General features: G+C 70.5%; 21 protein-coding genes. 10 read left to right on the top strand and 11 right to left on the bottom strand.

The features are described from left to right. Positions 1–9: 9 nt before the first annotated feature. Together F0P95_RS09935 and F0P95_RS09930 are read right to left on the bottom strand one after the other, a co-directional pair. A complete protein-coding gene (locus tag F0P95_RS09935) occupies positions 10–993 on the bottom strand; it encodes an HlyD family secretion protein (RefSeq protein ID WP_425515855.1) in 984 nt (327 codons plus the stop codon). Continuing rightward, positions 986–1720 carry a TetR/AcrR family transcriptional regulator gene (locus F0P95_RS09930; protein ID WP_182334052.1) on the bottom strand — a complete coding sequence of 245 codons (735 nt, stop codon included), beginning with the start codon at positions 1718–1720 and terminating at the stop codon, positions 986–988. The genes F0P95_RS09935 and F0P95_RS09930 overlap by 8 nt, the downstream gene beginning before the upstream one ends. Positions 1721–1900: 180 nt before the next feature. Here F0P95_RS09930 and F0P95_RS09925 point away from each other — a divergent pair, with 180 nt between their 5' ends. The 9 genes from F0P95_RS09925 (at position 1901) to F0P95_RS09885 (ending at position 9735) form a co-directional block, all read left to right on the top strand. Further along, the gene (locus F0P95_RS09925; protein ID WP_182334050.1) at positions 1901–2884 is read left to right on the top strand and encodes a PhoH family protein; all 984 of its coding nucleotides are present in this window, start codon (positions 1901–1903) and stop codon (positions 2882–2884) included. 88 nt (positions 2885–2972) lie between these two features. Continuing rightward, positions 2973–3410 carry a hypothetical protein gene (locus F0P95_RS09920; protein WP_182334048.1) on the top strand — a complete coding sequence of 146 codons (438 nt, stop codon included), beginning with the start codon at positions 2973–2975 and terminating at the stop codon, positions 3408–3410. 56 nt (positions 3411–3466) lie between these two features. Next, positions 3467–3952: an rRNA maturation RNase YbeY gene (gene ybeY / locus F0P95_RS09915; RefSeq protein ID WP_054664592.1), complete on the top strand. Its 486-nt coding sequence runs from the start codon at positions 3467–3469 to the stop codon at positions 3950–3952. A gap of 74 nt (positions 3953–4026) precedes the next feature. Further along, complete coding sequence (locus F0P95_RS09910; protein WP_182334046.1) at positions 4027–4542, top strand: hypothetical protein; 516 nt, start codon at positions 4027–4029, stop codon at positions 4540–4542. A gap of 34 nt (positions 4543–4576) precedes the next feature. After that, entirely contained in the window at positions 4577–5149 is a 573-nt protein-coding gene (locus F0P95_RS09905; protein ID WP_182334044.1) for a hypothetical protein, read from the top strand. Positions 5150–5218: 69 nt separating this feature from the next. Then, positions 5219–6097: a CorC family transporter gene (locus F0P95_RS09900; RefSeq protein ID WP_182334042.1), complete on the top strand. Its 879-nt coding sequence runs from the start codon at positions 5219–5221 to the stop codon at positions 6095–6097. Beyond that, a complete protein-coding gene (locus tag F0P95_RS09895) occupies positions 6094–7347 on the top strand; it encodes a lipoprotein N-acyltransferase Lnb domain-containing protein (protein WP_182334040.1) in 1254 nt (417 codons plus the stop codon). The genes F0P95_RS09900 and F0P95_RS09895 overlap by 4 nt, the downstream gene beginning before the upstream one ends. A gap of 15 nt (positions 7348–7362) precedes the next feature. Further along, a complete protein-coding gene (locus F0P95_RS09890; RefSeq protein ID WP_152985045.1) occupies positions 7363–8376 on the top strand; it encodes a magnesium and cobalt transport protein CorA in 1014 nt (337 codons plus the stop codon). 54 nt (positions 8377–8430) lie between these two features. Beyond that, positions 8431–9735 carry a M24 family metallopeptidase gene (locus F0P95_RS09885; RefSeq protein WP_182334038.1) on the top strand — a complete coding sequence of 435 codons (1305 nt, stop codon included), beginning with the start codon at positions 8431–8433 and terminating at the stop codon, positions 9733–9735. Positions 9736–9759: 24 nt separating this feature from the next. Here F0P95_RS09885 and F0P95_RS09880 read toward each other — a convergent pair whose 3' ends face one another. The 6 genes from F0P95_RS09880 to F0P95_RS09855 all read right to left on the bottom strand — a co-directional run bounded on the left by F0P95_RS09880 (position 9760) and on the right by F0P95_RS09855 (position 17052). After that, the gene (locus F0P95_RS09880; RefSeq protein ID WP_056932096.1) at positions 9760–11127 is read right to left on the bottom strand and encodes an NAD-dependent succinate-semialdehyde dehydrogenase; all 1368 of its coding nucleotides are present in this window, start codon (positions 11125–11127) and stop codon (positions 9760–9762) included. A gap of 101 nt (positions 11128–11228) precedes the next feature. Then, complete coding sequence (locus F0P95_RS09875; protein ID WP_054664574.1) at positions 11229–12074, bottom strand: ABC transporter permease subunit; 846 nt, start codon at positions 12072–12074, stop codon at positions 11229–11231. Then, the gene (locus F0P95_RS09870) at positions 12071–12997 is read right to left on the bottom strand and encodes an ABC transporter permease subunit (RefSeq protein WP_182334036.1); all 927 of its coding nucleotides are present in this window, start codon (positions 12995–12997) and stop codon (positions 12071–12073) included. The genes F0P95_RS09875 and F0P95_RS09870 overlap by 4 nt, the downstream gene beginning before the upstream one ends. Continuing rightward, positions 12994–14136 (bottom strand): ABC transporter ATP-binding protein, encoded by a 1143-nt coding sequence (locus tag F0P95_RS09865; RefSeq protein WP_182334035.1) that lies wholly within the window; start codon positions 14134–14136, stop codon positions 12994–12996. The genes F0P95_RS09870 and F0P95_RS09865 overlap by 4 nt, the downstream gene beginning before the upstream one ends. A 257-nt stretch (positions 14137–14393) precedes the next feature. After that, positions 14394–15521: a polyamine ABC transporter substrate-binding protein gene (locus F0P95_RS09860; RefSeq protein WP_182334033.1), complete on the bottom strand. Its 1128-nt coding sequence runs from the start codon at positions 15519–15521 to the stop codon at positions 14394–14396. A 139-nt stretch (positions 15522–15660) separates the two neighbouring features. Further along, a complete protein-coding gene (locus F0P95_RS09855; protein ID WP_182334031.1) occupies positions 15661–17052 on the bottom strand; it encodes a glutamine synthetase family protein in 1392 nt (463 codons plus the stop codon). 166 nt (positions 17053–17218) lie between these two features. Here F0P95_RS09855 and F0P95_RS09850 point away from each other — a divergent pair, with 166 nt between their 5' ends. Continuing rightward, positions 17219–18520: an NAD(P)/FAD-dependent oxidoreductase gene (locus F0P95_RS09850; protein WP_182334029.1), complete on the top strand. Its 1302-nt coding sequence runs from the start codon at positions 17219–17221 to the stop codon at positions 18518–18520. A 46-nt stretch (positions 18521–18566) separates the two neighbouring features. On the opposite strand, the gene F0P95_RS09845 is transcribed toward F0P95_RS09850, so the two are convergent. From F0P95_RS09845 to F0P95_RS09835, 3 genes are read right to left on the bottom strand one after another with little or no spacing between them, the layout of a single operon-like run. After that, a complete protein-coding gene (locus F0P95_RS09845; RefSeq protein ID WP_182334027.1) occupies positions 18567–19823 on the bottom strand; it encodes a TolC family protein in 1257 nt (418 codons plus the stop codon). Further along, complete coding sequence (locus F0P95_RS09840; protein ID WP_054664553.1) at positions 19820–20122, bottom strand: DUF3240 family protein; 303 nt, start codon at positions 20120–20122, stop codon at positions 19820–19822. The genes F0P95_RS09845 and F0P95_RS09840 overlap by 4 nt, the downstream gene beginning before the upstream one ends. After that, positions 20122–23181, bottom strand: coding sequence for an efflux RND transporter permease subunit (locus F0P95_RS09835; protein ID WP_182334025.1), 3060 nt, complete (start codon positions 23179–23181; stop codon positions 20122–20124). The genes F0P95_RS09840 and F0P95_RS09835 overlap by 1 nt, the downstream gene beginning before the upstream one ends. Position 23182: the final 1 nt, after the last annotated feature.

Here is a 23182-nt window from a genome sequence, read left to right as displayed (position 1 = left end):
CCTCCTCCATCACCGCGCCCCCCCCGCGGCATCGGCCAGCACCTGCACCGGCGCTCCCACCGGCAGCGCAGCGGCCTCCTTGCCCAGGCTGATTTCAGCCAGGTAGCTCAGGCGCTCGGCATCCTGCCCGGTCAATGCAAAGTAGGGAGTGAATACCGGATCGCTGCGGATCATGCGCACGCGCCCGTCGAACACCTGCCCCGCCGGCTGTATCTGCACCCGCAGGCGGTCACCCACTGCCAGGCGGTTGCGCAGCGCCTGCGGCAGGTAGACGCGCGCATACGGCGCCTCGCCCACCAGCAGCACCACCAGCGGCGCCCCCGCCCCGGGCTGGTCGCCGAGCTTGTAGGGAAGGCTGTCGACGCGGCCGGCACGCGGCGCCACCAGCGTCAGTTTGTCCAGCAGCACCGATTGCGCCGTGGCCGTGGCCCGGGCCGCCGCCAGCGCCGCCTCGCCCTGCAACAGCTGTTCACTGCGGCTGCCGCGCAACCGTTCATCCAGTACCGCCGCGGCCAGCCGCACCTGTGCCTGAGCGCTGCGCGCGGCGGCAAGCGCGCGGTCCAGCTCCGCCGGCGCCACCAGCTGGCGCCGGGCCAGCGGCTGCAGCCGCGCGTGGTACGCCTGCGCCTCCCGCGCCTGCGCCTGCGCCGCGGCCAGCGCCGCGCGGGCCTGGTCGATGTCCTCGACGCGCGGGCCGTGGCGCAGTTCCAGCAATACGGCGTCGCTTTGCTCCACCCGCGCCTGCAACGCGTCCAGCTGCGACCGGGTCTGCGCCGGTTCCAGCTGCATCAGCGGCGCACCGGCAGCGACCTGCTGGCCCTCGCGCACGTCCAGGCGCACGATGCGCTCGGACACCGGCGCCGGCACCGTTACCCGGTCCCATTCCAGCGTGCCCAGCGCCTGCGGCGCCTGCCGCGAGCAACCGGCCAACGCCAACGCCAACGCCAACGCCAACGCCAACAACATTGCCACGGGGATGCCCCGGTCATTCATGTCCTGGCTCCAGAACCTGCGTCAACACCGCCAATGCGTGCCGCTGTACCGCATCGGCGCCCAGTTCCCCGGCACCGAACACCTGCTGCCAGATCGGCGCACTGGCCAGCGGGAACATCGTCAGCCCGACCATCGACACCACCATCAACCGCGGATCCAGCGCCGGGGCGAGTCGCCCGGCCTGTTGCGCGGCGCTCAACCGCTCCACCAGCAGGCGCGGCAGCAGCGGCCCGGCCTGCTCGATCATCATCCCGCGCAGGGCACCGCCTTCGCAGAGGATTTCCCGCACCCACAGCGTCGGCAGCCACGGATTGGCCACCACCGCGCGGGTGATGCCGGTGACGAAGCCGCCCACCATCGCCGCCACGTCGTCGCCCGCCTCGGCCACGCCGGCATGGACCGCGGCCATGACCGGCAACAGCCGCTCGGCCACCACCGCCTGCCGCAGCTGCAGCTTGTCGCCGAAGTAGTAGTGGACCAGCGCCGGCGTCACTCCGGCGCGACGGGCGATGTCGCGCAGCGAAGTGGCGTTGATGCCGTGGGCGACGAAGCAGGCCAACGCCGCGTCCAGCAGCCGTTCGCGCAGGTCGACGGCATCGGCACCGGGCCGCCGCCCCGGTGCGCGCTTGCGCGGCTTGCGCGCGACAGGTACCGGCTGCGCCGCGGCAGGCCGCGGCAGGGCGGCACCGGCAGGGTCCGCGGCTGGATTGGGGTGGGCACGTTTCATGATTCCATTTAATTCAATGAATAATTAAATTTCAATGATGATCCGTTGCGACCCGCACAGGGCGATGGCCCGGTCGCGTATGGCCAGCCCGGCCCGGCACCCGCGCGAAGCGGAAGTGAGACAATGCGGCATCGGCGCAGCGGCATTGATACCGGGCGCATCGGCACCATTTCTGCATCCATGACTGCGACCATCCATCACGACTTCACCCTCGACCCGGCCGACAACGAGCGGCTGGCCAACCTTGCCGGCCCCTTCGACGAGAACCTGCGCCAGGTCGAACTGCGCCTGGGCGTGCAGATCGCCAACCGCGGCAATGTGTTCCGGGTCAGCGGGCCGGGCAAGGCTGTCGGCGAGGCCGAGCGCCTGCTCAAGGCGCTGTACGACGAAGCCGCCGGCGCCCCCCTGGACAGCCACGCCATCCACCTGCTGCTGAGTCGCGCCAACGTCGAGCAGGTGGCCGAGCGTGCCTACGATGCGCAGGAGGTGGCGATCAAGGTCAAGCGCGGCACCGTGCGCGGCCGCGGCCAGAACCAGTCGCGCTACCTGCACCAGATCGCCACCCACGACATCAACTTCGGCATCGGCCCGGCCGGCACCGGCAAGACCTTCCTGGCGGTGGCCATGGCGGTGGAAGCACTGAACGAATCGCGCGTGCAGCGGCTGATCCTGGTGCGCCCGGCGGTGGAGGCCGGCGAGAAGCTGGGCTTCCTGCCCGGCGACCTCACCCAGAAGGTCGACCCGTATCTGCGCCCGCTGTACGACGCGCTGTACGAAATGCTGGGCGTGGAGAAGGTCGCCAAGCTGCTGGAGAAGAACGTCATCGAGATCGCGCCGCTGGCGTACATGCGCGGGCGCACGCTCAACGACGCCTTCGTGATCCTGGACGAAGCCCAGAACACCACCATCGAGCAGATGAAGATGTTCCTGACCCGGCTGGGCTTCGGCTCGACCGCGGTGGTCACCGGCGACCTCACCCAGACCGACCTGCCCAAGCACGTCAAATCCGGGCTGCGCGACGCCATCGAGGTGCTGCGCGACGTCGAGGGCGTGAGCTTCACGTTCTTCGAATCGCGCGACGTGGTCCGCCACCCGCTGGTGGCGCGGATCGTCAGCGCCTACGACCGCCGCGACCTGCAGCGGGTCAACCCCGCGGCCGGGTAAGGGCCGGCACGCCCGGCACCGATCCGCGCGGGAGGTGGCATGACCGGAGACGGGCGACGCGCCGCCCGCCACCGCCATCGACGCGGCGGTGCTCGCGGCCAAGGCCAAGGTCGGGCAACCGTCCGGGCACAAGCTGCACCTGGGCATACGCCTGCCGCCACAGGACTGGCCGCCGTATTCCAACGGCTCTCTGTCCTGCACGCAGCCCTGCTGCTTCAAGCTGCGCGCCCCGGCCGCGCAGGCGCGTATTGCGCCGGATGGATTCGAGGTGCTGGCCGACGAGGCCGCGCGCATGCGGGTCCCGGCCCTGCAGGTGGCCAATGGCGGCGGCTGCGCAGGCCGCACCCTTCATGTATCCAACGACATGACGCCGGAAGCGGGGGCCGCGCAACCGGTCCGCCAGATCACCCTGCTGCTGGGCGACAACCGCCATGCGTCCGCCGAAGAAGCCGGCATCGCCGACCCGCGCACCACCGCCGAGATCGTGGAAATCGCCTTCGACGCGGACGCGTGGAAGTCGCAGTGAAACGGCTTGCGCGCGATACTGTGCATCTCCGCACTGCCTGATCGCTGGAACCTGCCATGACCAAGGGCCCCGTCCGTCTCGATGTCGCCGTCAGCTACGCCCTGCCCCGCGCCGGGCTGCCGGCCGCGGTGAGTTTCCGGCGCTGGGTCGCCGCGGCGCTGGAGGGACGCATCCGCGAGGCCGACCTGGCGATCCGCCTGGTCGATGCCCGCGAAGGCCGCTCGCTGAACCGCCATTACCGCGGCAAGGATTACGCCACCAACGTGCTCAGCTTCCCGGCCGAGATTCCCGAAGGACTGCCCAAGGGCGTCAAGTTCCCGCTGCTCGGCGACCTGGTGATCTGCGCGCCGGTGGTCGCGCGCGAAGCCGGCGAGCAGCGCAAGGCACTCAACGCGCACTACGCGCACCTGACCGTGCACGGCGTACTGCACCTGCTCGGCTGGGACCACGAGGACGACAAGGAAGCCGAGGCAATGGAACAGCTCGAGCGCGAGATCCTCGCCGAACTGGGCATCGCCGACCCCTACGCCGGCGAGCGCTGACCGCCGCCCCCGGGTTGAAACCGGCGGCGATCCATCATTCAATCGCGTCAGCCATCGCCATGGAGTCATTCAGGATGAACGACCACACCCCGGCCCCGGTTCCGTCCACTACACGCTATCGCATCGGGCGCGTCGTACGCATGGTGTCCGGCGTGGTGTTCCTGGTGTCGTTCGCGGCCACCTGTTGCCTGTCGCTGATGGCGCCGCTCTTCGGCACGCGCACGTTTCCCGCGACGTGGGCGCTGGGGGTGGCAGGGCTGGCGCTGTTGACGGCGCCGATGGGCTGGCGCGCGATCGCCCGCCTGTTCGCCGGGCGTCCGGTCGCGGCGCTGCCGTTCTTCCGTGCATCGCCCCTGATGCTTGGCCTGGCATTCGCGCTGGCGGCGGCGTACTTCGCCCTGGCTCCGCGGTTCGATGCGGCCCAGGCGGCATTCACCCTGCATATCAACACGGCAATGGCCCTGCAGGCGATCGGCGCGGCGGCAACGCTGCTGTTGCTGTGCACACTGCTGGCCGTTCCGCTGATCCTGCTGCTGCGCCTGCTGGGATGGGGTGGCGACTGGCTGTGGCGGCGGATGAGCGCGCACTGATAACGTGGGCGTCCCTGCAACCGCCCCGCCCCTCGTGCCCACGATCCGCCCGATACCGCTGCTGCTCGCCGCCGCGCTGCCTGCCACCGCACTCGCCGACCCGGCCATCGACCTGCCCGCCCTGATCGAGTGCCGCCAGAGCGTGAGCGAGTTCGTCGCGCTGGCCCCGATCGCCGCCGATCCGCTCAAGGCGGTGGCCCTGGGCTGGCGGCCGCTGCCGCAGGGCAACCTGTTCATGAACGAGTACATGCTGAACACGCCGGTGACCGTGTTCGGCCATACGTCCGACCATATCGCCATGGCCGGCTCCAGCATCATGGCGATCCTCGACCTGGCCGATCCGCGGCCGCTGGCCAAGGCGCTGGAACTGGAAACCGGCTATGACGCCGACGGCAAGTTCATGGCCGGCCGCGAGCTGGTCAGCCGCGACGTCAACGATGCCAGGACCGGCGAGGCGCTGATCGAGTCGGTGATCCTGAGCGTGTCCAACGTCAAATCCCACCCCGGCAAGACCCTGGCCGGCTGCACCTACAGCCTGGACCTGCCGGCCGAGAACGAGGTGCCGGCCCCCGCCGCGGGCGCCACGGCGGACACGCCGCCGGGCTGAGCAGGCGCCCGCGGACATCCTGCTAGACTTTCCGTACCGCCCGGTCCGCCGGGTGCCCTGAACGAAGAGATGTCCGAAGACGACAGTAGTACCCCCCCGGAGCTGGGCGAAAAGAAACGCGGCTGGCTTGAACGCCTCAGCGCGGCCTTCTCCGGCGAACCCCATACCCGCGACGAACTGGTGGCCGTGCTGCAGACGGCCGAACAGGACGGCCTGATCGCCGCCGATACCCTGCGCATGATGGAGGGCGCCATCTCGGTGGCCGAGCTGACCGTCGGCGACGTGATGATCCCGCGCTCGCAGATGGTGTCCCTTCCAGTCGAGCAGCCGTTCCTGGAACTGATGAAGCAGGTGGTCGAATCCGGCCATTCGCGCTTCCCCGTGCACGGCGAGAACAAGGACGACGTGCTCGGCATCCTGCTGGCCAAGGACCTGCTGCGCGGCGTGGTCGCAGACAACAGCCACGCCACCATCCGCGAACTGCTGCGCCCGGCGGTGCTGATCCCCGAGTCCAAGAAGCTCAACGTGCTGCTCAAGGAGTTCCGGCTCTCGCGCAACCACATGGCGATCGTGGTGGACGAGTACGGCGGCGTCGCCGGGCTGGTCACCATCGAGGACGTGCTGGAGCAGATCGTCGGCCAGATCGACGACGAGCACGACGAAGCCGAGGACCACACCGCGCAGATCGCCATCCAGGCCGACGGCCGCTACGTGGTCGACGCGCTGACCGCGATCGAGGACTTCAACGAACGCTTCGGCGCCGGGTTCTCCGACGACGACTACGACACCATCGGCGGACTGGTCACCGAGGCCATCGGCCACCTGCCCGAGATCGGCGACGAACTCACCCTGGACCGTTTCGTGTTCCGGGTGGCGCGCGCCAATGCGCGGCGGGTACAGGCCTTCCACGTCACCGTGCTGCCGCCCGACCCGCAGGACGACGCTTGACCGCCCCGCGCCGCTCCCGGCCGCTGCGCCGTGCCCTGCCGCTCGCACGCCTGCTGGCGTGCGCGCTGCTGTACCTGCTGGTAGCCGGCGTGGCATCGGCCGCGGCCACCCCCGCCGCCGATGCCGCAACCGGCGCGCCGCGCATCGGCGTGGTGACGATGCAGCCCGGCGAGGTGTTCTTCGAACGTTTCGGCCACGACGCGCTGGTGGTGGCCGAGCCCGGCGGCGGCCCCGCCACTTCCTACAATTTCGGCTTCTTCGACCCGTCCGAGCCCGACTTCATCGGCAACTTCGTGCGCGGGCGGATGATGTACTACCTGGTCGCGCTGCCGCTGGACGAGGATCTTGCGCAGTACCGCGACGCCGGGCGCGGCGCATCCATCCAGTGGCTGGACCTGCCGCCACGGCAGGCGCAGGCGCTGGCCGACGACCTGGCCGAGCGCTCGCGGCCGGAGAATGCACGCTACCGCTACGACTACTTCACCGCCAACTGCTCGACGATGGTGCGCGACGCGCTCGACCGCGCCATGGGCGGCGGCCTGCAGTCGCAGCTGGCCGGGCGTTCGCGCGGCAACACCTACCGCAGCGAAGCGGTGCGGCTGGCCTCGCCGTCACCGTGGATGTGGCTGGGCTTCGACCTCGGCCTGGGCCCGTGGGCCGACCAGCCGCTGTCGCGCTGGCAGGAGGCGTTCGTGCCGATGCGGCTGGCCGACGGCCTGCGCGAGGCCCGCAACAGCGAGGGACGCCCGCTGGTGCAGGCCGAACAGGAACTGCTGCCGCAACGGCTGGCCGCCGAGCCGGGCGAGCATGACCGCACCTGGTGGCCCTGGCTGCTGACCGGCCTGGTCCTGGCCGGGCTGGTCTTCGCCGCGCGCCGCCACCGGCGCATGCTCGGTGGCGTCGCGCTGCCGTTCTGGCTGTTCTGTGGCGTGGCCGGCGTGCTGCTGGCCTATCTGTGGGGTGCCAGCGAACACCGTGCCGCCTGGGGCAATCGCAACCTGCTGCTGCTCAATCCGCTGGCGCTGGCCCTGCTGCCGGGCGCCTGGCAACTGCTGCGCGGGCGCCTGCCGGGCCGTGCGTTCGGCTGGCTGCTGTGGACGCTGGCCGCCATCGCCGCGCTGTCGCTGCCGCTGCATTGGCTGTCGCTGCAGGCCCAGTTCAACATGCAGTGGATCGTGCTGCTGCTGCCGGTCCACCTGGCGCTGGCACTGGCGCTGGGCCGCCGCGGCTTGGCGCCTGCGCCGGGCTGAGGCACGATGCGGTCCATGGACCCCGGTATTTCTCCCGCGGTGGCGCCGGCCAACCCGCCCTGCGTCATCAACTGCACCTGGTATGGCGAGGACGGCACGCTGCGTAATCTGTCGCTGGATTCGATCAGCGACGTGCTCGAAGCCAGCAGCCGGGGCTTTGTCTGGGTCGGGCTGTACGAACCCGACGACGCCGTGCTGGACAAGGTCCAGGCCGAGTTCGGGCTGCATGACCTGGCCATCGAGGACACGCGCAAGGCGCACCAGCGGCCCAAGGTGGAGACCTACGGCGACTCGCTGTTCGTGGTGGTGCACACCGCGCAGGTGGTCGAGGAGCGCATCCGCTATGGCGAGACCCATGCCTTCCTCGGCCCGCGCTATCTGGTGACGGTGCGCCACGGCGCCTCGCTGTCGTACGCGCCGGTACGCGCGCGGCTGGAACGCGAGCACGACCTGGTGGCCCAGGGGCCGTCGTTCTGCCTGTATGCGGTGCTCGACGCGGTGGTGGACAACTACCTGCCGATCACCGACAGCTTCGGCGATACGCTGGATTCGCTGGAGAAGGACATCTTCGCAGAGAACTACCGGCGCCGCACCGTCATCCGCCTGTACGACCTCAAGCGCGAACTCAACAAGATGCGGCTGGCGGTCACCCCGCTGCAGGACGCGCTGGCGCAGCTGCAGCGCAACCCGGTGCAGCTGCTCAACGACGACGCGCGGCTGTACCTGCGCGACGTGCAGGACCATGCCGCGCGGGTCAACGACGCCATCGACACCCTGCGCGAGATGCTCGGCACCGCGCTGAGCGTGAACCTGTCGCTGGTCACCCTGGCGCAGGGCGAGACGGTCAAGCAGCTCGGCGCGTGGGCGGCGCTGCTGGCCGCACCGACCCTGATCACCAGCTGGTACGGCATGAACTTCACCCACATGCCGGAGCTGGCCGGACGCTTCGCCTACCCACTGCTGGTGCTGATCGTCGGCGCGGTCTGCGCGGTGCTGTACCGGCTGTTCAAGCGTTCCGGCTGGCTGTAGGCCCGCGCCGCCCGCGGCCACTCCGACCCACATCACTGCCCTGCGGGGAACGCCATGCGCAACGATGCCCTCTTCGATCACCGCCGCCGGCATTTCCTGCGCGGCTCGCTGGCCGCCGGCGCCATGGCGCTGCCGGTGCTGGGCCAGCCGGGCAGCGCGCTGGCTGCCGAGGGCCGCGGCGATGCGCCGGCGCTGCCCGCGTCGATCCGCGCGCTGCAACCGGTCGCGCAGCGGGTGGTGCCGATCAGCGCCGGCGAACGCGCGCAGCGCCTGGCACGCGCGCAGCAGCTGATGGAGCGGCACCGGATCGATGCGGTGTTCATCGGCGCGGGCACCTCGTTGACCTACTTCACCGGCATGCACTGGTGGAACAGCGAGCGCCTGACCGGGGTGATCCTGCCGCGCTCGGGCGAGCCGGTCTATGTCACCCCCGAGTTCGAACGCGGTCGCACGCTGGAACAGATCCGGCTCGGCAACGACGTGCGCGGCTGGCAGGAAGACGAGGATCCGTATGCGCTGGTCGCGCAGGTGCTGCGCGGCGTCGGCGCCGGCAACGGCACGATCGGCATCGAGGAGACCGTGCCGTTCTTCCGCAGCAAGGGCATCATGGGCGCCCTGCCCCACGCCAGCTTCGTCGATGCCTGGCCGGTCACCGCCGGCTGCCGGCGCATCAAGAGCCCGGCGGAACTGGCGCTGTTGCGCCTGGCCAACCAGACCACGCTGGCGGTGTACGAGGCAGTGTGGAAGGCGCTGGTACCGGGCATGAGCGAGGACGACATCGCCGGGCTGGTCGCCATGGCCTATGCCCGCACCGGCCTGCGCGGCAGCGCCGACGTCAACATCGGTCCATACACCGCCTCGCCACACGGCTCGGATGCGCCGCAACGGCTCACCGAGGGCATGCCGGTCATCTTCGACGGTGGCTGCAGGGCCGACGGCTACACCAGCGACATCACCCGCACCGTGGTGCTGGGCCAGGCCGGCGACGACATCCGCCGGGTCTTCGACATCGTGCTCGACGCGCAGACCCGCGCGCTGCGGGCGGCGCGCCCCGGCGTGGCGATGGAGGCGCTGGACGCCGCCGCGCGCAAGGTCATCGTCGATGCCGGCTACGGCCCGGACTACGCCTACTTCAGCCACCGCCTCGGCCACGGCATCGGCATGGACATGCACGAGTGGGATTACCTGGTCCGCGGCAACACCCGCCTGCTCGAACCGGGCATGACCTTCAGCGACGAACCCGGGATCTACATCCCCGGCAGGTTCGGCGTGCGCCTGGAGGACATCCTGCACATCACCGCCGACGGCGCCGAACTGCTGACCCCGCAGAGTCCGTCGATCGATCACCCGTTCGGCTGACGCACCGCGCGTGCCGGCACCGGCTCAGGCCACGTAGACGGTCTTGATGTTGGTGAATTCACGGATGCCGTGCTCGGCCAGTTCGCGGCCGAAGCCCGAGCGCTTGGTGCCGCCGAACGGCAGCCGCGCATCGCTCTTGACCACGGAATTGACGAACGCCGCGCCGCACTGCAGCTGCGCGGCGACCCGCTCGCCGCGCGCGGCGTCGCCGGTCCACACGCTGCCGCCGAGCCCGAACGGGGTGTCGTTGGCCACCCGCACCGCCTCGGCCTCGTCCTTCACCCGCACGATCGCCGCCACCGGGCCGAACAGTTCCTCCTCGTAGGCCGGCATGCCCGGCGCGACGTGGTCGAGGATCGACGCCGGGTAGCCCGCATGCGTGCCGGCCAGCGGCTCGCAGCCCAGCAACGCCCTGGCGCCCTGGTCGATGCTCTGCCGCACCTGCCGGTGCAGGCCGTCGCGCAGGTCGGCGCGCGCCAGCGGCGCCAGCGTGGTGGACGGGTCCTGCGGATCGCCGTACACCCGCGCCTTGGCCGCCGCGACGAAGCGCTGCACGAAGGCGTCGGCAATGGCGTCGACCAGCACGAAGCGCTTGGCCGCGATGCAGGTCTGCCCGGCGTTGTCGAAGCGCGATTTCACCGCCGCGGCCACCGTCGCGTCCAGGTCGGCGTCGTCCAGCACCACGAAGGCGTCGCTGCCGCCCAGCTCCATCACGCACTTCTTCAGCTGGTCGCCGGCGTTGGCGGCGATGGCGCGGCCGGCGCGCTCGCTGCCGGTCAGGGTGACCGCCTTGACCCGGCGGTCGCGCAGCACCCCGGCCGCCTGTTCGTTGTCGATGTGCAGCACCGCGAACACCCCGGCCGGCATGCCGGCATCGGCCAGCACCGCGGCGATCAGGTCGGCGCAGCCGGGCACGTTGCTGGCGTGCTTGAGCAGCGCCACGTTGCCGGCCATCAGCGACGGTGCGAGGAAACGGAACACCTGCCATACCGGGAAATTCCACGGCATCACCGCCAGCACGCAGCCGATCGGCTGGTAGACCACGTAGCTGCGCTGCGCCTCGGTCGGGATCGGCTGCGGGCTGAGGTAACCGGCGGCATGGTCGGCGTAGTACTCGCAGGCCGCCGCGCTCTTCTCGATCTCGGCCAGCGCCTCGCCGCGCAGCTTGCCCATCTCCCGGGTCATCGTGCGCTGGATCTCGTCGCGGCGCGTGCGCAGCGCCGCGGCCACCTGGCGCAGCAGCACGCCGCGCTGCTCCAGCGGCAGGCCCGACCACGCCGGGAATGCAGCCTGCGCGGCGGCCAGCCGCTGCTCGACGGCGACGGCGCTCATCAGCTCGACCGTGCGCAGGTCACGGCCGTCGAAGGGGTTCAGGGTCGGGTAGGAAGCCATGGCGCTGCACCTGCATGAAACGGATGCGCCCATGGTAGCGCCGCCGGCGTTGCGCCCGCGTCAGCAGGCCAGGCGCCGGCCGCGCCCGGCCTGCGGCCGGATCAACCGTTGTCCTGCAGCGCCAGCTGCATGTCGCGCTGGCGCCGCCTGTCGGCGCGGGCGGAGATCCACCAGCCGAGGACCGCCACGGTCGATACCGCCAGCACCAGCAGCGTGGCCAGCGCGTTGATCTTGGGACTCACGCCCATGCGCACCGAGGCGAAGATCTTCATCGGCAGCGTGGTCGAGCTGGGCCCGGCCACGAAGCTGGCGATCACCACGTCGTCCAGCGACAGGGTGAAGGCCAGCAGCCAGCCGGACAGCAGCGCCGGGGCGATGATCGGCAGAGTGATCAGGAAGAACACCTTGAGCCGGTTGGCGCCCAGATCCATGGCCGCCTCCTCCAGCGAGCGGTCCAGCTCCTGCAGGCGCGAGGACACCACCACGGTCACGAACGACAGGGTGAAGGTGACGTGCGCGATCCAGATCGCCACCACGCCCTTGGACGGCAGCCCGAACAGGCCGCCCATCGACACCAGCATCAGCAGGATCGACAGGCCGATGATCACCTCCGGCATCACCAGCGGCGCGGTCACCAGCGCGCCGAACACGGTCTTGCCGGGGAAGCGCCGGAAGCGGGTCATCGCCATTGCCGCCATGGTGCCGAGCACCATCGACGCGCTCGCGGTCCAGAACGCGACCTTGACGCTGACCCAGGCCGCGTCCAGCAGCTGCCGGTCGCGGAACAGCTCGCCGTACCACTGCGTGGAAAAGCCCGCCCACACCGTCGCCAGCCGCGAGGCGTTGAACGAATACAGCATCAGCAGCAGGATCGGCAGGTACAGGAAGGCGTAGCCGAGCAGCAGCACGCCCCAGCCCAGCCAGCGTTGGCCGCGGACCATGCTCATGCCAGCTTCCCTTCCAGCGCGCGCTGCTGGGACCGGTTGAAGATGATGATCGGGACCAGCAGCAGGATCAGCATCACGATCGCCACCGCCGAGGCCAGCGGCCAGTCGCGGTTGTTGAAGAACTCGCCCCAGAGCACGCGGCCGATCATCAGCGTGTCCGGCCCGCCCAGCATTTCCGGGATGACGAACTCGCCCACCGCCGGGATCATCACCAGCATGCAGCCGGCGACGATGCCGCTGCGCGACAGCGGCAGGGTGATGCGCACGAACGCCTGCCACGGCCTGGCGCCGAGGTCGTAGGCCGCCTCCAGCAGGCGATGGTCGAGCTTGACCAGGTTGGCGTACAGCGGCAGCACCATGAACGGCAGGTAGCAGTAGACGATGCCGATATAGGCCGCCAGCGGCGTGTACAGGATCTGCAGCGGCTGGTCGATCAGGCCCATCCCCAGCAGCGTGCGGTTGACCAGGCCGTTGCTGTCGAGGATGCCGATCCAGGCGTAGACGCGGATCAGGAACGAGGTCCACGACGGCAGCACCACCAGCATCATCGCGATGTTGCGCGCCGATGGCGACATGCGCGAGATCACGTAGGCCATCGGGTAGCCGATCAGCAGGGTGAGCACGGTGGCGATCACCGCGATCCTGATCGAGCTGAGGTAGGCGACCACGTACTGGCTGTCGGCGAACAACTGGGTGTAATTGCCCAGGTTGAGGTTGACGGTGAAGGCGTTGTCCACGTACGCCACGATGGACGTGTACGGCGGCATCGCCACCGCCATCTTCGCGAACGAGATCTTCAGCACGATCAGGAACGGGATCGCGAAGAACAGCAGCAGCCACAGGTAGGGCACGCCGATCACGCCGGCGCGGGTGCCCGGCAGCCAGCGCCGCCAACCGCCAGGGTTCGGCCCGCGCGCGCTCATGAGGTCAGCACCACGCCGTCGTTGTCGTCCCAGCTCACCCAGACCTCGTCGTTCCAGGTGATGCCGTCGCTGTCCCAGCGCTTCATGTTGGCGAAGTTGGACAGGATCTTGGCGCCGCTGGGCAGGCGCACGTGGTAGACCGAGTGGCTGCCGAAGTAGGCGATGTCCTCGACCACCCCGAACGCCTTGTTGGTGTCGCCGGCGGGCTCGTCCTTGGCGATGTGCACCTTTTCCGGGCGCAGCGCGAACGCCACCGGCTGCCCTTCATAGCCGGTGATGCCGTGGCCGACGTAGATCGGTGCCGGGAAGTCGGCGGTGCGCACGGTGACGTACTCGGGCAGGTCCTCGTCGATCACGCCCTCGAACAGGTTCACCGAGCCGATGAAGCCGGCGACGAAGCGGTTGGCCGGCTGCTCGTAGATGTCGTCCGGCTTGCCGATCTGCTGGATCCAGCCCTGGTCCATCACCGCGATGCGGGTGGCCATGGTCATGGCCTCTTCCTGGTCGTGGGTGACCATCACGCAGGTCACGCCGAGCTGCTCGATGATGTTGACCAGTTCCAGCTGCATCTTCGAGCGCAGCTTCTTGTCCAGCGCGCCCATCGGCTCGTCCAGCAACAGCAGCTTGGGGCTCTTGGCCAGCGAGCGCGCCAGCGCCACGCGCTGCTGCTGGCCGCCGGAGAGCTGGTGCGGCTTGCGCTTGCCCAGCTTCTGCAACTGCACCAGTTCCAGCATCTCGCCGACGCGGCGGGCGATGGCGTCGCGGGCCATGCCGTCCTGCTTCAGGCCGAAGGCGATGTTCTGCTCCACGGTCATGTGCGGGAACAGCGCGTAGGACTGGAACATCATGTTGATCGGCCGCTCGTAGGGCGGCAGCGCATTGATTTCCTGGCCGTCGAGCAGGATCCGGCCGCGGGTCGGGGTCTCGAAGCCGGCCAGGCAGCGCAGCAGCGTGGACTTGCCGCTGCCCGAGCCGCCCAGCAGCGCGAAGATCTCGCCCTTGCGCACGTCCAGGTTGACGTCGTCGACGGCGACGAAGCCATCGAACTCCTTGCGCAGGTCGCGGATGGACAGGTAGCCGGGCTCGCTGTTCAGGGCGATGGCCTCGGGCCGGATGTCGGGCTTGGCATCAACGGGCATGAAGGGTTCCGGGAACGGGCGGGACGGACGGGCGCGCGTAGTGTAGTGCCGGCGTTTTGCCGGGGACACCACGCTTTTTCACGAAAGAACGTCCTGTTCGACGGCCCCCGGGCCGGAGGCGCGCGGCAGCCATGCCCGGCGCGGGCGCAGCCCCCTGGAGTCCAAGGGGGCCGGCCAGAGGCACGGGCGACGCGCAGAAAGGGGGCCATGGCCCCGGGGTCGCCCAGCGGCCCCGGGGAGTCCTGCGAACGCGTGGCTCAGCGCCCGGTCTTGATCTCGGTCCAGAGCCGGGTATAGAGCTTGTCCACTTCCGGCGGGTTGATCGCGTAGGTGAACATCTTCGCCGCCACGTCCTGCGGCGGATAGATGGTGCGGTCCTCGCGGATCGCCGCGTCCACCAGCGGCGTGGCCGACTTCACCGGGTTGGCGTAGTGGGTGACGTTGGTGTTGTTGGCGGCCACCTGCGGCTCGAGCAGGTAGTTGATGAACGCATAGGCGTTCTCCGGGTGCTTGGCATCCTTCGGGATGGCCAGCATGTCGAACCACTGCGGCGCGCCTTCCTTCGGGATCGAATAGGCCACTTCCACGCCGTTGCCGGCCTCCTCGGCGCGGTCGCGGGCCTGGATGATGTCGCCCGACCAGCCCACCACCAGGCAGGTGCTGCCATTGGCCAGCGAACCGACGTACTGGCTGGAGTGGAAGTTCTGCACGTACGGGCGGATGCTCTTGAGCAGGTCCGCGGCCTTCTGGATGGTGGCCGGATCGGTGCTGTGCGGGTCCTGGCCCAGGTAGTGCAGCGCGATCGGGATCATGTCCGCCGGGGTGTCGAGGAGGGTGACCCCGCAGTCCTTCATCCTGGCGATGTTCTCCGGCTTGAACACCAGGTCCCAGCTGCCGGCGATGTCGGTGCTGCCGCCGAAGCGCTCCTTGAGCTTGGCCACGTTGTAGCCGATGCCGGTGGTGCCCATCATGTACGGCACGCCGTACTTGTTCTCCGGGTCCTGGCCGGCGATGCGCGCCATCACCTCCGGGTCGAGGTTGGCCAGGTTCGGGATCTTGCTCTTGTCCAGCGGCAGGAACACGCCGGCCTGGATCTGGCGGCCGAAGAAGTTCAGCGTCGGCACCACGATGTCATAGCCGCTGTCGCCGGTCAGCAGCTTGGTCTCGACCATCTCATCGCTGTCGAACACGTCGTAGGTGACCTTGATGCCGGTCGCCTTCTCGAAGTTCGGGATGGTGTCCTCGGCGATGTAATCCGAGTAGTTGTAGACGTTGAGGACCTTGGCCTCGCCGCCGGCGTCGGCGGTCTGGGCGCCCTGCTCCTTGCCACCACAGGCGGCAAGCAGGGACAGGGCGACGCCAGCGGTCAGGATGCGCAGATTCATGGGTTCTCCAGTGTGATCCGGGAGGGGGCCGGCTGAACCGGCGGGACGTGCCATTGTCCCACGAAGCACCGGCCGGAGCGACGCCGCCCGCCCCGCCTTCACGCGGCCGCGGCGGCCGGAACGCGCACCGGGCGGGCGTTCACACGTTGAGCAGCAGGAACTCGCGCTCCCAGGAACTGATGACCCGGAAAAAGGTCTCGTACTCCTTGCGCTTGACCGAGACATAGGCCCGGCAGAAGCGGCGGCCGAGCAGTTCCTGCAGCGGCTCGCAGCCTTCCAGCCCGTCCAGCGCCTCGCCCAGCGAGCGCGGCAGCGCGTAACCGGGCGCCTTGGCGTTGCCGGCCACCGGCGCGGTCGGGGTGAGCTTCTCGCGGATGCCGAGCAGGCCGCAGGCCAGGGTCGCGGCCATCGCCAGGTAGGGGTTGGCGTCGGAGCCGGCGAAACGGCTTTCCACGCGGCTGTTCTCCAGGCTGTCGATCGGCACGCGCAGGCCGCAGGTGCGGTTGTCGAAGCCCCACTCCACGTTGCTCGGCGACACCTCGCCGAACACCAGCCGGCGGTAGGAATTCACGTTCGGGGCGAAGAACGCCATCGCCATCGGCACGTACTTCTGCAATCCGCCCAGGTACTGCATGAACAGCGCGCTGTACTCGCCTTCGCCTTCGCCGGCGAACACGTTGGCGCCGTCGCGGATGCGCAGCAGGCTCTGGTGGATGTGCATCGCGCTGCCCGGCTCGTTCTCCATCGGCTTGGCCAGGAAGGTGGCGTACACCCCGTGGCGCAGCGCCGCCTCGCGCATGGTGCGCTTGAACAGGAACACCTGGTCGGCCAGCGCCATGGCATCGGCGTGGGTGAAGTTCACCTCCAGCTGCGCCGCGCCGGATTCGTGGATCAGCGTGTCCACGTCCAGCTGCATCGCGTCGCAGTAGTCGTACATCAGGTCGAGGATCGGGTCGAACTCGTTGACCGCGTCGATCGAATACGACTGGCGCGCGGTCTCCGGGCGCCCGGAACGGCCGGCCGGCGGCAGCAGCGGGAAGTCCGGGTCGGTGTTCTTCTGCACCAGGAAGAACTCCACCTCCGGCGCGACGATCGGCTTCAGCCCCAGTTCCTCGTAGGCGGCCAGCACCCGCCGCAGCACGTTGCGCGGCGCCAGTTCGTGCGGCTGCCCATTGCGGGTGTAGCAGTCATGGATGACCTGCGCGGTCGGGTCGGTCGCCCACGGCACCATGCGCACCGTGTCCGGGTCCGGGCGCAGCACCATGTCCGAATCGGCCGGCGCCACCAGTTCGTAGTAGTCGTCGGGCGAGTCGCCGGTGACGGTGGTGGCGAAGATGCCCTCGGGCAGGCGCGTGCCGTAGTCGTGCGAGAACTTGTCCGCCGGGATGATCTTGCCGCGCGCGTTGCCGGTGATGTCCGGCACCAGGCATTCGACCTCGGTGATGTTGCGCTGCTTGAGCCAGCGCAGCAGGGTGCTGTCTTCCTGCACGACGGCGGGCTTGCGGGGGCGGGAACGGGGACGGGAGCTCATGACGGTTCGGCTTCGGTGGCATGACAGGCGCCCGCCACCGGTCTGTATGCCCTGCCCCGGTGGACAGGCCTGCTGGCACGCTACTGCCGCGCCGGCGTTTAGGCAACCGCATGCCGCCGTGCCCGGCGCTGCCGGGACACGTAGACTGCACTGCCCGCCCGCTTCGATGCGCCTGATGCCCGACGCCGCCGCCCGGCCCGACTATCCGCCCAGCTGGTACGCGGCCAGCCTGCCGCCGCTGGCGCCGCGCGCGCCGCTGCGCGGCCACGCGCGCGCCGACGTGGCGGTACTGGGCGCCGGCTATACCGGACTGACCGCCGCCCTGGCCCTGGCCGAAAAGGGCTACCGGGTGACCGTACTGGAGGCCGAGCGCGTCGGCTGGGGCGCCTCCGGCCGCAATGGCGGGCAGGCACTGGTCGGCTATGGCTGCGACCTGCATACGCTGGAATCGCTGCTCGGCGACGACGATGCGCGGCTGCTGTTCGAATTCTCGCGCGAGGGCCTGCGCCGGCTCAGGCAACGCATCGCGCGGCACGGCATCGACTGCGACTGGCGCGATGGCCATGCCAGCGTGCCGATCCGCCGCCGCCAGGAACGGGCGCTGCGCGCGGACATGGAAACCCTGGCGCGGCGCTACGACTACCTGCTGCAGTGGTGGGACCGCGCGCAGTTGCGCCAGGTACTGGCCAGCGACCGCTACCGCGGCGCGCTGTACGACCCGGGCAGCGGCCACCTGCACCCGTTGGCGTATGCGCAGGGGCTGGCGCGCGCGGCCGAGGCGGCCGGTGCCACCGTGCACGAGCATTCGCCGGTGCAGCGCCTGGAGCGTGGCGCGCGCCCGCTGCTGCATACCGCGCAGGGCAAGGTCGAGGCCGACTTCGTGGTACTGGCCGGCAATGCCTGGCTGCAGGGCATCGCCCCGGAACTGGAGACGCGGATGATGCCGGTCGGCACCTATATCGGCGCGACCGCACCGCTCGGCGCCGAACGCGCGCGCGCACTGATCGGCAACGACATGGCCGTGGCCGACGTGAACTGGGCGCTGGACTATTTCCGCCTCAGCCGCGACCACCGGCTGCTTTTCGGTGGCCAGGCCAGCTATTCGGCGCTGCCGCCGCCGGGCCTGCGCGGGGCGATGACCCGGCGCATGCGCGCGGTGTTCCCGCAGCTGGCCGACGTGGAACTGGAATACGTCTGGGGCGGCTACATCGACATCACCCGCAACCGCGCCCCGCACTGGGGCCGGCTCACCCCCAACATCTACTTCGCGCAGGGCTTCTCCGGCCACGGCGTGGCCAGCACCGGCCTGGCCGGCGATGTCATCGCCGAGGCCATCGCCGGCCAGGCGCAGCGGCTGGACGTGTTCGAACGGATCGCGCACCACCGCTTTCCCGGCGGTACCGCGCTGCGCCGCCCGCTGCTGGTGGCGGCGATGTCCTGGTACAAGCTGCGCGACCTGCTGTGGTGAGCGGCCGGCCGCGCGGCCGGGCCGTGTCCGGTGCCCGGCGCCGCGCTCAGGCGTCGTTGTCCCCGGCGTCGTGCCACAGCTCGTGCGCGTCGACGCGGATGAGCAGGGCCGCCTCCAGCGCATTGGCACGGGCGTCGGATTCGGCCAGCGCGCTTTCCTGCTCCTGGCGCTGCGCGGCGATCAGCTCGGCGATCCCGGCCTCGCCCAGCGCATAGGCGCGACGGACCTTGGCGGTGCTGGCACGTACCGCCTCCAGCGCCTGGCGGCTGTCGCGCCACAACCGCCAGGCAGCATCGGCGTGGCGCACGGTCTGCTCGGCCTCGCGCTGGATCATGCGCCGCATGCTCTCGGCCATGGCACTGCCGGCCTCGGCACCGGCGCGTTGCGCGTCGGCAGTGGCCGAACGCGCCGCGCCGCCGAACGGAATGCTGACCACCACCCCGAGCGAGCGTTCCTCGCCACCGCGCTCGTCCAGCCAGCGCAGGCCCACACTGGGATCCGGCCGGCGCTCGGCGCGGGCGCGCAGGGCCGCACGGTCCAGCCGCTCGGCCTCGCGCTCGGCGGCGCCGATCTCGTGGCTGCGGCTGACGATATGGTCGATGTGCAGTTGCGCACCCGCATCATCAGCGACCGGTTCCGGCAGCGACGGCGCCCGCCCGGGCAGCGGGATCGAGGGGAACGTGGTGCGCAGGGCGATGCGCGCGGCCTCGCAGCGTGCCGCCGCCGCGGTCGCCTGTGCATGGGCCTGCGACAACGCGGCCTGCGCGCTGTCGAGGTCGCGCCGGGCGGCATCGCCGGCGGCGACGCGGCGGGCGATGGCGTCGCGGTCGCGCTGCACCAGCTCCAGCTGCGCCTGTGCCTGCGCCACCCCGCCTTCGGCCCGCAGCCACTCCATCCACTGCGCCAGCAGCAGGCGCGCGGCCTGGTGCTCGGCATCGGCCAGCTGCAGGCCGGCGACCTCGCGGCCCAGCCGCCCGAGCTCGCGATCCAGCCGCGCCTTGCCCGGCAGCCGCACGCCACGGGTGAGCTGCGCTTCGTACTCGCGGTAGTCCAGGCCGCCGTGCACGCGCCGCTGCTGCGACATCAGGCTCAGGGTCGGCTCGTGCGCACCGGCCGCCAACCCGCGCGCCTCGGCCTCGGCACGGCGGGCGCCGGCCGCGGCGGCCTGCACCTGCGGATGCGCGGCGATGGCCTGCAAAACCAGCGTCTCCGGCGGCAGGTAGCCGGCATCGGTGGCGGCCGGTGCCACGCCGGGCAGGGCCAGGCACGCGGCCAGAGCGAGAGTCGAGCGCAGGCGTCTCATGCCAGCCTCCCGAAGCGTTCGACGATCTCGCTCCACCAGCGGATGTCGGCACCGGGCAGGCGCTGGCGCAGTCCGTCCAGCACGTCGTCCACGCGCTCGGCCGGCAGCACCAGCCAGGCCATGTCGCGGGCGACGCGGCCGCGCACACGCTCGCGGCTGCTGGCCTTGTCGAAGCTGCTGCCATGGCCTTCGCCATGCAGCGTGGTGAAACCGGGCAGGTCGGGCATGTCGAGCAGCGCGGCGATCACCGCGTCCTCCAGTACGGGAGAGAAAACCAGGTTCAGGCGACGCAGTTCCATCAACGGGCTCCGAAGCGGCGGAACAGGACCGGCAGCAGCAACAGCGTCAGTGCGGTCGAACTGACCAGCCCGCCGATCACCACGATCGCCAGCGGGCGCTGGATCTCCGAGCCGGGGCCGCTGGCGAACAGCAGCGGCACCAGCCCCAGGCCGGTGATGCTGGCGGTCATCAGCACCGGGCGCAGGCGCCGCCGCGCGCCTTCGCGCACCACCGTCGCCATGGCCATGCCGGTGGCGGACAACTGGTTGAAATGCTCGACCAGCACCAGGCCGTTGAGCACCGCGATGCCGAGCAGGGCGATGAAGCCGATCGAGGCCGGCACCGACAGGTATTGCCCGGTCAGCCACAGCGCGAGCACGCCACCGACCATCGCGAACGGCACGTTGCCCAGCACCAGTAGCGCCTGCCGCATCGAACCGAAGGTGGAGAACAGGACCAGGAAGATCAGGCCGATGGCCACCGGCACGACCATGCCCAGGCGCGCGGCGGCCCGCTGCTGGTTCTCGAACTGGCCGCCCCAGACGATGCGGTAGCCTTCGGGCAACGGCACCTCGCCGGCGACCCGGGTACGCGCCTCCTCGACGAAGCCGACCAGGTCGCGGCCGTCGACATTGGCCTGCACCAGAGCGAAGCGTGAGCCGTTCTCGCGGCGCACCGCCACCGGGCCGGTGCTGCGCTCGATCTGCGCCAGCGCCGACAACGGCACCTCGCCGGCGCCATCGCCGCGCGCCAGCAGCAGCCGCTCGAAGCGCGCCGGGTCCTGTTGCACGCCGGCATCGCCGCGCACCAGCACCGGGATGCGGCGGTCCGGGGCGATCACGGTGCCGGCCGGCAGGCCTTCGATCTGCGCGCGCAGTTCGTCCTGCACGTCGGCCACGGCCAGGCCGGCGCGGCCGGCGGCCTGGGCATCGATCTGCAGGCGCAGGTATTCCACGCCCTCGGCGGTCTGCGCCAGCACGTCCTGCGCGCCGGCCACGTCCTGCAGCACCTGCGCGATGCGCGTGCCGAGCTGATTGACGGTGGCCAGCTCCGGCCCGAACACCTTGACCGCGACGTCGCCACGGCTGCCGGTGAGCATCTCGCTGACCCGCATCTCGATCGGCTGGGTGAAGCCATAGCCGACGCCCGGGAAATCCTCCAGCACGGTGCGGATCTGGTCGGCCAGCCATTCCTTGTCCGGCTTGCGCCACTGCGCCTTGGGCTTGAGCTCCAGGAACACGTCGCTCTCGTTCAGGCCCATCGGGTCCAGGCCGAGTTCATCCGACCCCACCCGCGCGATCACGTGCAGGATCTCCGGCACCCGTGCCTTCAGCGCCCGTTCCACCGCCAGGTCCTGTTCGACGCTGCTTTCGATGCCGATCGACGGCAGCTTGGCCAGCTGCACCAGCAGGTCGCCCTCGTCCATGGTTGGCAGGAAGGTCTTGCCGACGCCGAACCACGCCGCCACGCCCAGCAGCAGCGCCGCGCCGGCACCGATCGCCACGCGGCGCGGCCGCGCCAGCGCACCGTCGAGCAGCGGCATGTACAGGGCATCGAGCTTGCGCATCAGCCACGGCTCGCTGTGGGCGCGTTCGCGCAGCAGCAGCGAGGCCAGCACCGGGATCACCGTCAGCGACAGCAGCAGCGAGCCGGCCAGCGCGAACACGATGGTCAGCGCCACCGGGCCGAACAGCTTGCCCTCCAGCCCTTCCAGCGTCAGCAGCGGCAGGAACACCAGGCAGATGATGAGGATGCCCGATGCCACCGGCGCGGCCACTTCGCGCACCGCGGCGAACACCCGGTGCAGGCGCGGCAGGCCCGCGCCGGACGCACCGGGGTCGAGCCGGCTGACGGTGTTCTCCACCACCACCACCGCCGCATCGACCAGCATGCCGATGGCGATCGCCAGCCCGCCCAGGCTCATCAGGTTCGCGCTCATGCCGAACGCGCGCATCATCAGGAACGTGAGCAGCGCCGCGAACGGCAAGGTCAGCGCCACCACCAGCGCCGCGCGCAGCTCGCCCAGGAACAGCAGCAGCAGCACCACCACCAGTACGGTGGCCTCGAGCAGGGCCTTGGTGACGGTGCCGACCGCGCGGTCGATCAGCGCGCTGCGGTCATAGAACGGCTCCACCCGCACCCCGGCCGGCAGTTGCGGCGCCAGCTCGGCCAGGCGCGCGCGCACCGCGCTGACCACCGCGCCGGCATCGGCACCGCGCAGGCCGACCACGATGCCCTGCACCGCCTCGCCCTGGCCGTCGCGGGTGACCGCGCCATAGCGGGTCATCCCGGCCATGCGCACCTGGGCCACGTCGCCGACCCGCAGGGTGATGCCGTCCTGCACCTTCAATACGATCCGGCGCAGATCCTCCAGCCCGCGCACCGCGCCCTCGGCGCGGACCACCAGCGCTTCCTCGCCGTCGCCGAGGCGGCCGGAGCCATCGTTGCGGTTGTTGCGCTCCAGCGCGTCGGCCAGGTCGCGGAAATGCAGGCCGGCGGCCGACAGTGCGGCGCGGTCGGGCACGACCACGTAGCTGCTCACCTCGCCGCCGAGCGCGTTCACGTCGGCCACGCCGGGGATGGTGCGCAGCGCCGGGCGGATCACCCAGTCCAGCAGCGCGCGGCGCTCGGCCAGCTCCAGGTCGCCGCCCTCGATGGTGAACATGAAAAGATCGGACAGCGGCGTGGCGATCGGCGCCAGCCCGCCGCCGACGCCGTCCGGCAGCGCGACGTTGCCGAAGCGCTCGGCAACCTGCTGCCGCGCCCAGTAGATGTCGGTGCCTTCGGCGAAGTCCAGGGTGATGTCGGCGATGGCGTACTTGGCGGTGGAGCGCAGCATCGTGCCGTTGGGCAGGCCGAGCAGCTCCAGCTCCAGCGGCGCGACGACGCGGCTCTCCACTTCCTCCGGGGTCATCCCCGGCGCCTTCAGGATCAGCTTGACCTGGGTCGGCGCGATGTCCGGGTAGGCATCCACCGGCAGTTTCAGGAACGCCAGCGCGCCGGCCAGCGCCAGCCCCGCGGCGGCCACCAGCACCAGCACCCGCTGGGTCAGGGAGAATTCGACCAGGCGTCCGAGCATC

The organism is Stenotrophomonas acidaminiphila, assembly GCF_014109845.1.
In the GTDB taxonomy this organism is placed as follows: domain Bacteria; phylum Pseudomonadota; class Gammaproteobacteria; order Xanthomonadales; family Xanthomonadaceae; genus Stenotrophomonas; species Stenotrophomonas acidaminiphila.
The sequence above is the reverse complement of the archived record's forward strand: the minus strand, read 5'-3'. Positions and strand labels throughout refer to the sequence as shown.

Excerpts from the sequence above, each read along its gene's own strand:
- F0P95_RS09935 (WP_425515855.1), bottom strand. The coding sequence starts at position 993 with ATGAATGACCGGGGCATCCCCGTGGCAATGTTGTTGGCGTTGGCGTTG.
- F0P95_RS09930 (WP_182334052.1), bottom strand. The coding sequence starts at position 1,720 with ATGAAACGTGCCCACCCCAATCCAGCCGCGGACCCTGCCGGTGCCGCC.
- F0P95_RS09925 (WP_182334050.1), top strand. The coding sequence starts at position 1,901 with ATGACTGCGACCATCCATCACGACTTCACCCTCGACCCGGCCGACAAC.
- ybeY (WP_054664592.1), top strand. The coding sequence starts at position 3,467 with ATGACCAAGGGCCCCGTCCGTCTCGATGTCGCCGTCAGCTACGCCCTG.
- F0P95_RS09910 (WP_182334046.1), top strand. The coding sequence starts at position 4,027 with ATGAACGACCACACCCCGGCCCCGGTTCCGTCCACTACACGCTATCGC.
- F0P95_RS09900 (WP_182334042.1), top strand. The coding sequence starts at position 5,219 with ATGTCCGAAGACGACAGTAGTACCCCCCCGGAGCTGGGCGAAAAGAAA.
- F0P95_RS09890 (WP_152985045.1), top strand. The coding sequence starts at position 7,363 with ATGGACCCCGGTATTTCTCCCGCGGTGGCGCCGGCCAACCCGCCCTGC.
- F0P95_RS09885 (WP_182334038.1), top strand. The coding sequence starts at position 8,431 with ATGCGCAACGATGCCCTCTTCGATCACCGCCGCCGGCATTTCCTGCGC.
- F0P95_RS09880 (WP_056932096.1), bottom strand. The coding sequence starts at position 11,127 with ATGGCTTCCTACCCGACCCTGAACCCCTTCGACGGCCGTGACCTGCGC.
- F0P95_RS09875 (WP_054664574.1), bottom strand. The coding sequence starts at position 12,074 with ATGAGCATGGTCCGCGGCCAACGCTGGCTGGGCTGGGGCGTGCTGCTG.
- F0P95_RS09870 (WP_182334036.1), bottom strand. The coding sequence starts at position 12,997 with ATGAGCGCGCGCGGGCCGAACCCTGGCGGTTGGCGGCGCTGGCTGCCG.
- F0P95_RS09865 (WP_182334035.1), bottom strand. The coding sequence starts at position 14,136 with ATGCCCGTTGATGCCAAGCCCGACATCCGGCCCGAGGCCATCGCCCTG.
- F0P95_RS09860 (WP_182334033.1), bottom strand. The coding sequence starts at position 15,521 with ATGAATCTGCGCATCCTGACCGCTGGCGTCGCCCTGTCCCTGCTTGCC.
- F0P95_RS09855 (WP_182334031.1), bottom strand. The coding sequence starts at position 17,052 with ATGAGCTCCCGTCCCCGTTCCCGCCCCCGCAAGCCCGCCGTCGTGCAG.
- F0P95_RS09850 (WP_182334029.1), top strand. The coding sequence starts at position 17,219 with ATGCGCCTGATGCCCGACGCCGCCGCCCGGCCCGACTATCCGCCCAGC.
- F0P95_RS09845 (WP_182334027.1), bottom strand. The coding sequence starts at position 19,823 with ATGAGACGCCTGCGCTCGACTCTCGCTCTGGCCGCGTGCCTGGCCCTG.
- F0P95_RS09840 (WP_054664553.1), bottom strand. The coding sequence starts at position 20,122 with ATGGAACTGCGTCGCCTGAACCTGGTTTTCTCTCCCGTACTGGAGGAC.
- F0P95_RS09835 (WP_182334025.1), bottom strand. The coding sequence starts at position 23,181 with ATGCTCGGACGCCTGGTCGAATTCTCCCTGACCCAGCGGGTGCTGGTG.